The 13,730-nt window shown below is 46.8% G+C and carries 12 protein-coding genes and 1 riboswitch; of the genes, 4 read left to right on the forward strand and 8 right to left on the reverse strand.

What is annotated here, in order from left to right; all coding sequences use genetic code 11:
* Window positions 1-33 precede the first annotated feature (33 nt).
* Window positions 34-231: a hypothetical protein gene (locus ACXAGP_RS10165; protein ID WP_475261196.1), complete on the forward strand. Its 198-nt coding sequence runs from the start codon at window positions 34-36 to the stop codon at window positions 229-231.
* A 60-nt stretch (window positions 232-291) separates the two neighbouring features.
* On the opposite strand, the gene ACXAGP_RS10170 is transcribed toward ACXAGP_RS10165, so the two are convergent.
* On the reverse strand, window positions 292-594 hold the full coding sequence (locus ACXAGP_RS10170) for a hypothetical protein (RefSeq protein ID WP_475261198.1): 303 nt from the start codon (window positions 592-594) through the stop codon (window positions 292-294).
* Window positions 595-641: 47 nt separating this feature from the next.
* A complete protein-coding gene (locus ACXAGP_RS10175; RefSeq protein WP_475261199.1) occupies window positions 642-3,506 on the reverse strand; it encodes a TonB-dependent receptor domain-containing protein in 2,865 nt (954 codons plus the stop codon).
* A 53-nt stretch (window positions 3,507-3,559) separates the two neighbouring features.
* On the opposite strand from ACXAGP_RS10175, the gene ACXAGP_RS10180 reads away from it, so the two are divergent.
* The 3 genes from ACXAGP_RS10180 (at window position 3,560) to ACXAGP_RS10190 (ending at window position 5,780) form a co-directional block, all read left to right on the forward strand.
* Window positions 3,560-3,802 carry a hypothetical protein gene (locus ACXAGP_RS10180; RefSeq protein ID WP_475261200.1) on the forward strand — a complete coding sequence of 81 codons (243 nt, stop codon included), beginning with the start codon at window positions 3,560-3,562 and terminating at the stop codon, window positions 3,800-3,802.
* A gap of 128 nt (window positions 3,803-3,930) precedes the next feature.
* Window positions 3,931-5,019 (forward strand): sensor histidine kinase, encoded by a 1,089-nt coding sequence (locus ACXAGP_RS10185; RefSeq protein WP_475261201.1) that lies wholly within the window; start codon window positions 3,931-3,933, stop codon window positions 5,017-5,019.
* Between the two features lie 2 nt (window positions 5,020-5,021).
* On the forward strand, window positions 5,022-5,780 hold the full coding sequence (locus ACXAGP_RS10190; RefSeq protein ID WP_475261203.1) for a LytR/AlgR family response regulator transcription factor: 759 nt from the start codon (window positions 5,022-5,024) through the stop codon (window positions 5,778-5,780).
* Here the strand turns inward: ACXAGP_RS10190 and ACXAGP_RS10195 are convergent.
* The 6 genes from ACXAGP_RS10195 to ccoG form a co-directional block, all read right to left on the reverse strand.
* Entirely contained in the window at window positions 5,777-7,045 is a 1,269-nt protein-coding gene (locus ACXAGP_RS10195; RefSeq protein ID WP_475261204.1) for a serine hydrolase domain-containing protein, read from the reverse strand. The two genes, ACXAGP_RS10190 and ACXAGP_RS10195, sit on opposite strands and share 4 nt — an antisense overlap.
* Before the next feature lie 91 nt (window positions 7,046-7,136).
* Window positions 7,137-8,183: a helix-turn-helix domain-containing protein gene (locus tag ACXAGP_RS10200; protein WP_475261206.1), complete on the reverse strand. Its 1,047-nt coding sequence runs from the start codon at window positions 8,181-8,183 to the stop codon at window positions 7,137-7,139.
* 85 nt (window positions 8,184-8,268) lie between these two features.
* On the reverse strand, window positions 8,269-8,892 hold the full coding sequence (locus ACXAGP_RS10205; protein WP_475261207.1) for a thiol:disulfide interchange protein DsbA/DsbL: 624 nt from the start codon (window positions 8,890-8,892) through the stop codon (window positions 8,269-8,271).
* Between the two features lie 97 nt (window positions 8,893-8,989).
* Window positions 8,990-10,843, reverse strand: coding sequence for a TonB-dependent receptor plug domain-containing protein (locus ACXAGP_RS10210; protein ID WP_475261208.1), 1,854 nt, complete (start codon window positions 10,841-10,843; stop codon window positions 8,990-8,992).
* A 68-nt stretch (window positions 10,844-10,911) separates the two neighbouring features.
* Window positions 10,912-11,148, reverse strand: a riboswitch (cobalamin riboswitch).
* 55 nt (window positions 11,149-11,203) lie between these two features.
* Window positions 11,204-12,175, reverse strand: a complete 972-nt coding sequence (locus ACXAGP_RS10215) for a serine/threonine protein kinase (RefSeq protein WP_475261210.1) — start codon at window positions 12,173-12,175, stop codon at window positions 11,204-11,206.
* Between the two features lie 15 nt (window positions 12,176-12,190).
* The gene (gene ccoG / locus ACXAGP_RS10220) at window positions 12,191-13,618 is read right to left on the reverse strand and encodes a cytochrome c oxidase accessory protein CcoG (RefSeq protein WP_475261548.1); all 1,428 of its coding nucleotides are present in this window, start codon (window positions 13,616-13,618) and stop codon (window positions 12,191-12,193) included.
* Between the last annotated feature and the right edge of the window lie 112 nt (window positions 13,619-13,730).

The following is a 13,730-nucleotide window of genomic DNA, read 5'->3' on the forward strand; positions in this document are numbered from 1 at the left end:
CGTTTTTGGAGTACTATTGTAACCCGATAAAGCATGGCAAACATTTTTCATACAGATATTTTGGTGCATTACATGAATCACTTCAACATCTCCAAAACAATGATAAATACCTGGTTGTGGATGCTGGATGAATCACAAGACGAAAGACTTGCTGATCAGGCAAAGGGATTGTTGCTAAAGTTATTCCCCAGTATTCAGGCGGCCCGCAGTTTCACTGCGCAGTCTGAATAAGGTCATCGGTCTAATCCCAATACTGCAATCAGACCTGCTGATATTTCCTTTATTTGATTATTAATTGCCCTTTTGCGGTTGTCCTTGGGCCTGCATGCGATTCACCATATCTTTTGCTGCGGCGTTGGCCGCTGCGCGCTGTGCTGCCGTGGTGCATTGACGCACAGGCAATCGCGAACCCGTTACTGTGATGTTTTTACACTGGAAACCAAGGCGTTGCTTTTGTTCCTCGCTTAGGCATTGAGGTAGCGCTTTATTGTCCTGACATTCATTGATTTTGGCTAACTCCGCCGAGTTAGAACTGCAACCTGCCAGGGTTGTTACCAATACGGTGCTACAAATAAGACTCAAAATATTTTTCATGTTTCCTCCTGAAAAAAAAAGCCACCCGCGAAGGGTGGCTTGGGTCATTAGAATGTGACGTTTACACCAGCAAAGATATATCTGCCCATGGCGTCAAATGGCCCGGGGAAGGTATTACCGTTACCGATACCTGATGGTGTGTTTGGCACGATAGGCGGCTCTCTATCCAACAGGTTGTTGATACCAAAACGCAAACCGGTATGGTCAGTGACCTGCCAGGTTGAAGCGATGTCCAGATAGTTTTGTGCTGACAAAGTCGTTGGTCCACCGTTTAGTTCTTCAGTTTCGCCAAAGTGTCTCCAGGTAGCTGTTACTGAAGCATCCCAAGGTGTTTCCCAGGTAACTTTCAGGTTGGAACGCAAATCAGGCGTTGGGGCACCACAGGTAGAGCGATCCCAATAGCCTTTACATTCAACCACTGGGGCATCTGGTGTGGACTTTTGGTCCCACTTGGTCAGATAAGTACCTACCAGGTTCACTTTAACTGCACCCATATCAGATAGCTCAAAGCGATAAGACGCGTCGAAATCAACACCTGAGGTTTCGAAGAAACCAATGTTGATGTCGGTGGCTACGATGTTGTCGTTACCAATCCACAATGTTCCTCGACCTGGATCACGATTGATCAGGCTACAGAATTCATCAGCACCAGTGAATGCACATTGATCCAGAATGAAGCGCTCCGGTACGTTAGAGATAGCGCCTTGCACGTCAATATTGAAATAATCCAAGGCCAGGTCAAAACCAGGCAGGAACTCTGGTGCGATGATCAAACCAAAGGACACAGTATCTGACTCTTCTGGCTCAAGATCAGGATTACCACCAGTGATGGAGTTGTACTGGCCAGCCGGGTTGTCGGCAATGATGCCGTACTGTGCTTCAGTCACACCGGTGCGCGCACATTGCTCAAAGGTGTAAAGCGGCGTAGCTCCGGCACAAGGGTCTTCGTTCATGTTATACAAACCAAGAGATTGTGGACGGAACAAATCACGCACGTTACCTGCGCGCACAGCGTGTTGGAAGCTACCGCGAACGCGCACTTGCTCATTGATTTGCCAATCGGCAGCATATTTATAAGTGTTGGTGTCCTGACCGGTAGAGTAATCGGAATAGCGATAGGCCAGTTCCAAAGTTAGTTGGTCCGCAATACTGCTATCTTCCAGTAGAGGAATGCTCATTTCGGTGAAGAATTCACTAACATCGTATTCACCAGAAACGGCAGCAGTCGGACCACCTTGACCTGCGCCATCACCCGTTTGGAAAGCATTGTCAGGATCAAATTCCAGTGATTCTTCCCTGTGCTCCAAACCAACTACAACGTTAACTCCCAAGCTGTTGCCAGGTAATTTAATACCGTAGTCGGTTAAGTCACCAGCCAGGTAACCACTGATCTGTTTGGTTACCGTATTACCCTTGGAAACCAGTGGCAAACTGATGTAATTGAGGGCTGCTTGAGTCACTCCGTCTGTGGTAAAGATATTGTAAGGCACACAGTTGGGATCAGAACCATCCAGTACCGACTGACACACCGGGTCACCAGTATTCGGATCTGTTACCACGTTTAATGCTCTGGTAATGGCAGTGGTGGACAAATCATTTTTGAAAAGTTGACTGAATGTGACTGAGCCATAGTTGGCAAAGACATCGTAGTTCCAGTTTTCGTCAATCATACCGCGGGCACCGATTACCCCACGGAATGAAGTATGACGTAGGTCATCCAAACGCTGACCGCCTTCTACATTACGCTTGCCCACAAATGCGGTAACCGTATCGTCCATACCGAAGCCGCGTGAGGCACAGAGTGCGTCAAACTGCTGGTCTGATAAAAGCGGGTTATTACAGTTAAGTGTGCTGGTTACAAAGAATGCGCCAGAAGGAGCAATACCAGAGACACTGCGGTCATCCATGAAATTCACTTCAGCATAGATGTCCAGCTTTTCATCCACTTCATAGTGACCAAAGCCGCCAAACGTTTTGCGCTCATCGGGACGCTGATAGTAGCTCACTTCAGCAAAGTTAAAGGTTTCCCCATTGCGATTTAAAAACTGATCACCTGATACGATAAAATCATAGGTAGCAAAGTCAGTGACACGACCTTCTGCAATCGTACCTGAGCCGACACAGCCATTGGGAACACCACTGATGGCACAGTGTGCATAGTCTCGGTCGCCTTGAATAACAGAGCCAACATCACGTACGGTGGCATACAGGGTGACATTACCTTTGCCATCTGCGGTATTGGCACCCAGTATCAAGCTGAAATCGTGCGTTTCACCATCGGTAACATTGCCATTGGGGGCGGTGAAATTGGCATCCGCATTCAGCTGCTGCAGACGACTGTTGTCGTTGTCGTGTTGGTTGAAACTGTATTGGTAATCCAGACTAACCCCTTCGAAGTCGTCTTTCAGGATAAAGTTAACCACACCGGCAATCGCATCAGAGCCGTAAGTAGCGGAAGCACCACCAGTCAATATTTCTACGCGCTCTACTAAGGATGCTGGGATTTGGTTGATATCGGCACCAATGCCACCCGCTTGCGGCGAGCCCGCTGGCAGACGGCGGCCGTTGAGTAACGTGAGTGTTCTGGTGGAGCCAAGATTACGCAGATCTACCGTTGCTGTGCCGGTTGCACCATTGGCAATGGCGGATGTTTGTGCTGCAAATATCTGGGGCATATCGTTCAGCAGGTCTTCCATCCGGGTAACACCGGAGATAGCAATATCTTCAGCAGAGATTTCGGTAACCGGACTGGTACTCACCAGATTGGTTCGCTGAATACGCGAACCCGTAACTGCAATCTTTTCCACTTGCTCTGCGCTTTCCTCAGATTCCTGAGCCATGGCTGGCAAGTAAAGAGTACTACTGGCTACAGCAAACGCGATAGCTGTCGTTAGTTTGTTGTACTTAAACATGTGTTTCTCCTGGAGACTTGTGCTTTCGCGCAAGCCCGTTTTTATGATTATTTTTGGACGAATCCAGCAAGCAAACTAAGCTCAGACGGGATTGCCTACCAGTTGAGATCCACCAATGGGTAGGTTCGGGATGTGATGTGGCGGAAAATCGCTGTGGACAGGTTGCGCCAGTGTTTGCGGTGTTATGTCTGCTGTTGTGTATGGGGGAGGTTGCCTGTGGGGTGAAATGGTGGTTTCGTGTTGTAGGTGGAGAAGATTGGCGTTGTTTTGGTATCAAATGCTTAAAACTGGAATAAAAAATACGCAGTTTTGAGCGATTTTGGTGTCATTATTCATCCCTCAAAAGAGACGAACATTGTGATGAATTTGCTTGAATCCTATACAACTGGAATAATGTTCTGCTGGTTTTTTAGATATTAATTTGATGTTGCGAAAATTGTTACAACACCTGCCGGGAAAGGCTTTTTTACTGACTAATACGCTGACCTGGTTAGGGCTCAATAGTATCGCTGCCTGGTTGTCGTATACTCGACAAATTGAGGCGGGGCACGAAACGACTTTTCTGCATACCTGGTTGATTTACATTCCCTGGTGGGGGCACTATATCTGGTTTGCGCCTTTGGTTTCCGCTTGCATCAGTATGTTCCCGGACCAAAAGCGTAGTATATGGCTGCACGTGCGGGACAACCTGGCTTTGTTTCTGGTTTTAATGCCAATCATTTGGATGGTTTCATTACTCAGCGCGACACTAATGCAATACGGTAATTTGAATTGGGAACACATTCAAAGTCAGTTACCGACGCTGGTAACCGGCCCCTTTCACTTCGATATGATCATCTATGCTGCTATTGTGAGTATTGCTTATACCAGAAAGTCTGAAGCGAAAGTCGTTGACGAGCAGAAGCGCAACCGGGAACTAGCCCATCAACTTCTACAAACCGAGCTTGATGCGCTCAAAGCCCAACTTAATCCGCACTTTTTATTTAATACTCTTAACAGCATAGCCAGTTTGATCCGCCTGCAAGACAAAGAGCAAGCGTTAGTGGCCCTGAGCGAGCTGAGTCAGATGTTGCGCAAAGTGCTGGAGCATCAGAACAACGAAATGACGACCCTGGCACAGGAAATGGAGTTCATTAACAGCTACCTTACGATTCAGCAAATGCGTTTCGTCAACAAACTGCAGGTGGATATTGATGTTGACTCAGAGTGCCTGCAATACGATGTACCTTTTATGCTACTGCAGCCTATAGTGGAAAATGCGGTACAGCATGGCTCTCGCCTTGAGTCGGATGACAACCTGATACAACTGAAGATATACGGTGAAGGTGACGAACTGGTGGTGAAGATGCGCAATCGATTTATTGCCGATAAGCAGCACAAGGGATTCGGTATTGGCATTGAAAATAGCCACAAACGGCTGGCGCGTATTTATGGTGATGAATATCTGTTGCAATTAAAAGAGTGCAAGGACGGTTATTTCGAAACCCTTGTCAGGTTACCCACTGGAGAATAAACATGAAGGTATTAGTGGTTGATGATGAGCAGTTGTCGCAAAAAAATTTACAGGTACTGCTGGAAGGCTACCCTGAAGTCACAGACATTGCCTTTGCCAATAATGGGAATCAAGCAATCGAGGTGTTTCAGAGCTTCCAACCTGAGATAGTGTTTTTGGACATTGAAATGCCGGGAAAGTCTGGTTTGGAAGTGGCAAAGGCTCTGGGGGAGCAAGCCGCAGTGGTTTTTGTTACAGCCTATGATCAATACGCCATCAGTGCGTTTGAGCTTAACGCTATCGATTATTTATTGAAACCCTTTGATGATGCTCGCTTTGAACGGGCTTTTGCTCGTGCTAAACAGCAGTGCCAAAAGCGTGAACAGCGCATTAATTTTAATGAGTTGGGAGAGTTGTTCGACGCCATGCAAGATGAGCGCGAGCAGCGTTATAAAAGTCGCATTGTGATCAAAGACTTAAAGCGCATTCGCTTAGTCAATGTCTGTGAAGTGAACTATATCCTCGGGGCGGGTAACTACGTAGAAATCCATCTGGATAATGGTCAGCATTTTTTGCACCGGGAAGCCATGAATGGCATTGAAAACCAGCTCAATCCCAGAGATTTTATCCGCATACATCGTTCCTCTATTGTACGTATTTCTTACATCAGCGAATTGTTGCCCAATGAACGTGGCGACTACAAAATCAGGCTTAAAAACGGCCTGGAGCTTACAGTCTCAAGGGCCAATAAACACAAACTCTTGTCTTTTATCCAGGATTAGGGGAGTTCTGCTTTTGCCAATATAAACAGATTGGCGATGGGCTTAGAGACTTTGGCAAAGTCCCAAAATTGAGTGGTTTTGCAGTTGGTGTTTAGAGCGATAACGGCATTGTGCTCGGGTATGACCATGAGCCAGCTTTGTGAACCTCTTGAAACGCCGCCGTGATTGGCCACTAAAACATCACCCAGCTCGTCGCTTAGTTTTGTTTGATGTACACGCCATCCAATGGCATAGTGTTGCTCGTTTAGGTCCCCATTATTCAGCTGCTGGGGCGTCCAGAACTGAGCTCTGGTATCCTCGTTAATAAACTTGCCATCCACAAAGCCACTGCCGAGTTTCACCAGATCTGATGGTGTAGAGATAAAGCCACCTCCTGCCAAACGGTGACTTAAGTCGACATCTCTCCAGGGGCGAACTCGTGTCGCAGCATCATGTGCTCGCCAGTAAAAAGTAGCCAGGTGTTCAGCGTGGTTTTCAAAATCCACTTGCGCAGCAGTGGGTAAAGTGGCTTGCATTTCAAGTGGCTGCAAAACCAGCTCTGTCATTAAGCTTTGATAGGGGCTTTGCCCAGCCTCTTGTATTAAGGCACTGAGTAAAACTGTTCCGTAGCTAGAGTAACTAAAGTCCTCACCGGGAGAAAATAGCAACTCACTCTCATCAAACAGGCTAACCGCATCGTTAACATCCGGGTAGCTGGAATTCAGCGCGATACTGCGATACAGCCCGCTAAGTTCGGTGTTGTCTTTGTAATGAGGTAAACCCGACATATGAGAACTTAGCTGTCGGGCGGTGATATCTTTCCAGTGTGGATTGAGTTCACTTAATTTGTATTCACTGAGTGGCGTATCAAGTAACAACTTCTTCTCTTGTACCAATCTGGCTAACAGGGTGGATGTGAGCGCCTTGGAAGTGCTACCTATCCTGAACTGAGTATTGCTGTTCATTGGCTTTTGCGACGCTATATCGGCCCAGCCAGCGGTGCCTGTCCAGACTAACTCGCCATCAATAGCGATTGCAGCGGAAAGTCCCGGCGCATGCATGTTATTCTGATGTTCAGTCAAAAGCGCAATTGCCTGTGTCGCTGCCTGTTCGTAATGGGGCACACGCACTTCGCTACTTGTAGGCGATTCTATCGGTAGTGTCTGGTATCCCCAAAAAGGCATTGGAGCCTCACCTCTGTGGGCATAGAATTGATAAACAGGGGTAATAAAATAAAGTCCGGACAAGACAAGTAATAAAGAAGAAATGATCAATAACCTGCGCATTCAGATCCCTTTTTAGTTAGAGCGTATTGCGCTGTAAGTTATGAATATTTCTCTTTAGAGTCTGCTCATTTTTGAAAAAACAGTTGCAGTTTTAAATCTGATTGCGAAATTCTGATGCGGTAACGCCTTTTTCTTTTTTAAAACTGCGATTAAAGGAGGCGATTGAATTAAAACCAGTTTCCAAAGCCAAGGTTAAAATAGGCTCTTTAGCTCGTGTCGGATCTTTTAACTTTGCGCACACTGCAGGGATGCGATAGCTATTGATAAAATGAGAGAAATTATCAAAACCCAAGTGGGTGTTAATGAGCCGTCTTATCTGGTGTTCAGGAAGTTGGAGTTCACTGGCCAATTTGCCTATGGACAAGTTGTGCTCAGTGTAAAACCCGGAATCCATCAACTCTTGCAGGCGAGCCAGTTCCACTCTTTTTATCTTATCTAACCGTTGTTCATTTGTTTTTTCCCGACTCTCAGGCTGGGCTTTTGGCTCTGTAGAGGCTGTAACGGAAAGTGAGGGGCGTGCGAAAATGCACACTAAGACGAATGCCAATAAAGCATTGCCGAAACTGAAGTAGGGGTCGTCTTTTAATTGAATTAGTAGCAATTCAATCAGTGTTAGCAGTAGCATGTAAACACTGATACCTGTCATCATGATACGGCGCATCAGTCTGCGTCGTTCCACCAGGTCATCAGCATAGTGTAATGCACAGTCAATTAGTATGGTCAGCAATAGTGCAAAGCCCAGCATGTGATTAATGTCGTGCAACATGGCTTTACCTGCAAACCCGAAGAACAAGATGACTAAACTGATGAACCAAAGGGTTGTCAGGATTTTTAACGGTTTAGGTAATATAGACCATAGTGTTACGCCTCTCGTGGATAACCAATAATAATTGAGCAACGCGTAACTGGTTAAATCGGTAAACAGCAACAGTGGTGGGCGCAACCAGCCATAATGCTCATTAGCAATAGGGGCCGTCAGTGCCAGATAAGCAATAATGCAGGTAATGAGCAATGACTTGCTCAACATAGTTGCTGATGGTCGCTTGCTCAGTAGTGGAAGCAACAAGTGCAATAACTGACCGCAGGCCAGGGCTCTGAGCAGCACATCAAGGAGTTGTATAGTGGAGAGGGTGATCAATGGGGCTGGTCATCCCAAGCCGAGGGAAATGACATAAAGCATTGGCACGATAAGGATGTCACTAACGTGCCAATGATTGAAATAATTAGTCCAGGGCACTTAACCAAACGATCAAATCCACCATGTCATCAGCACTCATACCGCGCTGGAAGGTAGCTTGGTATTTTCCGTTAACAATGAAGTTAGGTACACCATTTACATGTCTGCGGAATTCATTGATGATTTTAGCATTTTTCCCTACCTGGCCTTTTACTGCAAAACTATCCCAGGCTTTGTCGAATTCCTCAGCAGTAATCCCGGTTTTGGCTAAAATAGCTTGCAAGTCTTCTTTACTGGCGATGAGCTTGCGGTCTCGGTGAATATGGCTGAAAATCGCAGTATTTACTTCCACGTCTTTTTTCAGTGCACGCCCAACCATCATGGCTTGAGTTGCCATATTCTGTACATCAGGACCAGCGGAACGCATAAAGTTGACATGGGCTTTGACGAATTTGACGTCTTCGGGCTTTTTCTTTTTGATTTCCGCCACAATAGGTTCGAAGTTGTAGCAGTGAGGACACCAAAAAGAAAAGAATTCCGTGATGTTTTTCTCTGCAGAGGCTTCGTCGGCAATAACGCGGTAATGGGTGCCTTCTTCCCACAACACCTGCGCCTGGGAATTAAACGCCATCAAAGCGGTGAACAACATCAATCCAAAAAACTTTCTCATTATAAAAACACCTGAATACGAATAGTGGCGAAAGGTTACCACAACGGATTCACAGGAGTGAACCCGCCAGGTAACAAGTTTTTACGGATTATTCAATTTAGAAGCTTAATGCCAGCTTAACTCCAAGGTGTCGGCCTTGAGTATTGAAGCCCAGCACTTCTGTGTATTCCCTGTCGAAAAGGTTGTTAATGTAGGCTTGCGCCGTCAGCGTTGCGGTTAAATCCCAAGCGATATTGCCATTCACTGTAACAAAATTGCTGAGTGGCGTATTACCGATATCAACCGCACCTTTTTCCAGATGAGCATACAAAGACCAGCGGGCCAGGCCGTTATTAAATTCCCGTTGATAACCCAAATTAGCCAGTTGCTCGGGGCGTCTTAAGCGCTGATTGCCAGCCTGGTCCTCACTATCCATATAGGTGTAGTTAAACCAGATTTTATCACCGTTGGATAAGGTTGATTCAGTTTCAAACTCAATGCCTTGGGAATCGCTCTCCCCGGTGGTTTGCAAATAGCCTTGAAAGGCTACGGCATCAAACAGGATTTCATCTTCGATTTGCTGCTCAAACCAGGTCAAGCTCCACCAGGTTTTTGCTGAGACTTGGTGGACCACCCCTAAGTCAAAGCCTTGGCTGGTTTCTTCTTTGAGTTGTAAGCCTGCGGCATCGCCATAAGCAAAAGGACCATCATTGTAGGCCTGTTCAAATAACCCCGGAGCTCGAAAGCCGGTTCCCCAGGTAGCTTTGAAGCGCAAAGATTGCTGGTTTTGCAGAGGTAGCAAATAATTGATACCACCACGCCAGGAGATAAAGCTACCAAAGGTATCGTTGTCGTCGTAACGCACACCGAGATTCAGGTTAATATTGTCAAAACGCTCGCTGAGCCATTCCACAAAGTAGCCTTTATTGTCTCTGTCGCTATTGTTGAGAACGTCTTCTTCTGCTTTGAAGTCTACCCCGAATGAGATTGTATCGGCGCCAAACTGGTACCAACCTTGATAATCTAAGCGACGAATTTCCCCCTCATTGCCAAAACCGAACTCACCGTTATTGATAAAGTCTTTTTCAACATCGGTAATGGCATAGCCCAGGCTGTGCTGCATGGCTTCGCTGCGATACTGCAAAGCCAGTCTGGCACTGATTTGCTCAGATTCGGTAACACAGTTATTGATGGGCTCAAAAGTGGTATTGTCAAAACAACCATCGTATTGGGTATCGCCTTCGGTGCTGCGAATAACCAATTGCAGACCGAGTTGTTCATTAAACTGATGTTGGCCTTTCAGGTGCAAAGTGGTGTTGTCATAGCCGTCGGTCTCGCCAGACTCATCCGTGGATTGGGCATTGATACCATCGCTGCTTAAATCAGAAACGTTTAATAATAAACCGGAAGTCCCGTTGCCCAGATTGAGGGAGGCACTGTATTGCTGGGTTCCCAATTCAGCGAATTCAGCTGCTATGTTACCGGCCACGCCTTCTTGAGTTCCCCGGGTTGCAACGCTTATCACACCACCGGCATCGGCTCCGTAGATTAAGCCCTGTGGTCCTTTTAACAGTTCTATTCGGGACACATTGTTCAGCAGTAAATCATCCAATACTGGCGTAAGTTGCGGTGCCGTTGGATCGGTGAGTTCTACACCGTCTACGTATAAACGGGTTCGGAAACTCTCTTCACCGCGCACTCTCAACACGGTATTTTTGCCCAGGCCGCCAGAGTTGGAAACGTGAATACCTGAAACTGTGCGCAAGGTATCTGCAACGGAGAGCTGATAGCGACCAATAAGGTCGTCTTCATTTAACACTGCAACGCTGGCACTGAGTTCATTGATATTCTGTTCGATGCCGGCAGAGACGACGGTAATTTTTTCCAGGCTGTTATCGGTATTCTCTTCGGCAAAGGTAGACTGACTGCTGAGTAGCGCTGCACAGCAAAGTGTTAGATAGGTTTTTTTCATTGTGTGTTCTCGTTTAGCATTCCACCCGAATGCGTTAACTCAACCCTTACACAGCTGACAGGATTCAGTGTGAAGGAACCAGACAGGCCGGTATCCGGGCTTTTAAACAGCGCTGTGGCAGACTTTATCGCCTTCCCGTCAAGACAGTGGCGTGAGATAAAATCCGGTAAGAAACTCGAGCTTCTTTCCTGCTTAATTACCGTTGCGGGGGCAGCCCAAGACTGGTTCTGGAAAAGAACGGCACTTGGTTCCCGTTTAACTTGCTGCGAAGGCTTTCGCAGCAAGCACCTGAAGCTGAAGGATTATACTTAAAATTTTGAAAAAGTAATTTTTTAATAGCAAACAAGAATAAATTGAGGGCTACGGCGTGAGCTTTAATGCGGGCTCGTCCAATGCTGCCACTTGCTCTTTGAGGGTGAGTATTTGTTGTTCCCAGTATTTTTCACTACCAAACCAGGGAAAAGCCTGTGGGAATGCCGGGTCTTGCCAGCGTTTGTCCAGCCAGGCCATGTAGTGCACCAGGCGCATGGCCCGCAGCGGTTCAATCAGCTTTAACTGAGTTGTATCAAACTCGGCAAACTCTTCGTAGGCACATACCAAGGTGTCTAATTGCAGCAACTGATTCTGTCGGTCGCCACTGAGCATCATCCATAGATCCTGAATGGCAGGTCCGCTGCGGCAATCATCCATGTCTACAAATGTCGGTCCATCCCGCCATAATATATTGCCGGGATGACAATCGCCGTGAAGCCGGATGTTTGTAGCATCAAAGTAGCATTCGGCCACTTTTTCCTGCAAGACATCCAAAATGGTGAAAAAGGCTTTGTGTAAGGCTTCCGGGATCAGTTCACTGGCAGAAAGTTGTTGCATGGGTTCTAGTAAATGACTGTGGATATCCAGCGCTGGGCGATGCTGGAAGGCTTTGCCTGCCGCCACTTGATGAATGCGACCGATAAAACGTCCCATCCATTCAAGCTGATCAAGATTATCCACTTCAAATTGACGCCCTCCCACTGAGGGAAATACCGCAAAGCGAAATTCCTTGTGGGTTAACAGGCTGGCACCTTCGAACTTGATGGGGGCACAAACCGGCACTTCGTGCTCCAGCAATTCATGAGTGAAGTCGTGCTCTTCTTGAATTTGGGCATCGCTCCAACGCTGCGGGCGATAGAATTTCACCACATAGCGTTGATTGTCTTCGGCTAAAAATTGATAAACTCGATTTTCGTAGCTGTTTAATGCCAGTAATCCGGAAACCGGGTAGATGCCGGTAGTTTCTACGGCATCCAGAATCAGGTCTGGCGTTAAACCAGAAAAATTAAATTGTGACACGCTTTTCCTTGTTTTTTATCGGTACAGGAATTTACTGGGTTCACTGACCTTAATGTCTGGGTTTTCCTGAGCGACCACTTTAATACGGATATCCGTTACTCTGTCTTCCAGCAGGTAGGGATCTATCGCGACACTGATGGGTAAGGTGAATATTTCGCTGCCCCTGACAGTAAACTCACTCTCGCCGATGAATTTGTGTTCTGGTAAACCCTCGATGGCCACAGTATAACTGAAATCCTGCTGCGACTTATTTAGAATCTTTAAGGTGTAGACATTCTCAATTAAACCGTCGTAGGTTTCTCGATACAGGGCGTTACGGTCCCGTATAATATCCACTTCCAGCGGTACACGAGTAAAGATTTCCAGCGCCAATAAGGCCACCATTACGGTCAACACCACCACGTAGCCGATGAGTTTAGGGCGCAGTATTTTGGTGTATGTGCCTTGCAGGCGATGCTCGCTGGTAAAACTAATGAGATTCTTTTTATAGCCCATCTTATCCATCACACCGTTGCAGGCATCGACGCAGGCTCCGCAATTGATACATTCATATTGCAGACCATTGCGGATATCGATACCTGTAGGACAAACCTGGACACAGAGATTGCAATCAATACAATCACCCAGCCCTTTTTCCTGTAGTTTTTCCTGGGTCATTTTACGACCGCGAGGGCCGCGCTTTTCACCTCGCGTTGCATCGTAAGCTACGGTAAAGGTATCAGCGTCGAACATCGCTGATTGAAAACGCGCATAGGGACAAATATGGGTGCACATAATTTCCCGCATCCAGCCAGCGTTACCATAAGTACAGAAAGTAAAGAACAGCACCCAAAAGGTCACCCAAAAGCCCGTTTCTAAGGTAAAGAAATTGGCAAACAGTGCATCGATTGGTACAAAGTAACCGACAAAGGTGAGCGATGTAAGCAAAGCCACCAGTAGCCAGCACAGGTGTTTCAGGGCTTTTCGCCAAAATTTGTCAAAATCCATCGCCCGTTCATCGAGCTTAATACGTTTGTTGCGAGGCCCCTCAATTTTGTGTTCGAACCAGATGTACATATAGGTCCAGGTGGTTTGTGGACACATGAACCCACACCAGACGCGACCGGCAAAAGTCGTGACCACAAACAGCGCAAACGCGGCGATAATAAAGATCCAGGCCAGCAAGGTAAGATCCTGAGGCCACAAGGTCATACCAAATACGTGAAAGCGCTGCGCTTCCAGGTCGAACAAGATGGCTTGATGACCGCCAAATTGCAGCCAAGGTAAACCCGCGAAAAGCAAGATAAAAAAGCCACCAAAAAAGCGCCTGAAGGTTTCCAGTGCGCCCTTTACCTGACGCACATACACATGACTACGGGGTGTGTAGTGGTCATCACGCTTGTCAGCATCGGGCTTGTGAATTTTAATTGGGGTGATGTCTTTGATAGGGATCTGCTGTTGCACCGCTTTATCTGCGTTGTCATTTGCGGCGCTGTTTTGCTCTTCGCTCATAGTGTGTTGCTGCGGTTTGTGTTGCGTTCTCTGCTCTAGTATATCAGGTTCGCATTTATTCATG

It is taken from the genome of Planctobacterium sp. AWM4_229, from assembly GCF_056160305.1.

Excerpts from the sequence above, each read along its gene's own strand:
- ACXAGP_RS10170 (WP_475261198.1), bottom strand. The coding sequence starts at position 594 with ATGAAAAATATTTTGAGTCTTATTTGTAGCACCGTATTGGTAACAACC.
- ACXAGP_RS10165 (WP_475261196.1), top strand. The coding sequence starts at position 34 with ATGGCAAACATTTTTCATACAGATATTTTGGTGCATTACATGAATCAC.
- ACXAGP_RS10205 (WP_475261207.1), bottom strand. The coding sequence starts at position 8,892 with ATGAGAAAGTTTTTTGGATTGATGTTGTTCACCGCTTTGATGGCGTTT.
- ACXAGP_RS10210 (WP_475261208.1), bottom strand. The coding sequence starts at position 10,843 with ATGAAAAAAACCTATCTAACACTTTGCTGTGCAGCGCTACTCAGCAGT.
- ACXAGP_RS10195 (WP_475261204.1), bottom strand. The coding sequence starts at position 7,045 with ATGCGCAGGTTATTGATCATTTCTTCTTTATTACTTGTCTTGTCCGGA.
- ACXAGP_RS10190 (WP_475261203.1), top strand. The coding sequence starts at position 5,022 with ATGAAGGTATTAGTGGTTGATGATGAGCAGTTGTCGCAAAAAAATTTA.
- ACXAGP_RS10175 (WP_475261199.1), bottom strand. The coding sequence starts at position 3,506 with ATGTTTAAGTACAACAAACTAACGACAGCTATCGCGTTTGCTGTAGCC.
- ACXAGP_RS10185 (WP_475261201.1), top strand. The coding sequence starts at position 3,931 with ATGTTGCGAAAATTGTTACAACACCTGCCGGGAAAGGCTTTTTTACTG.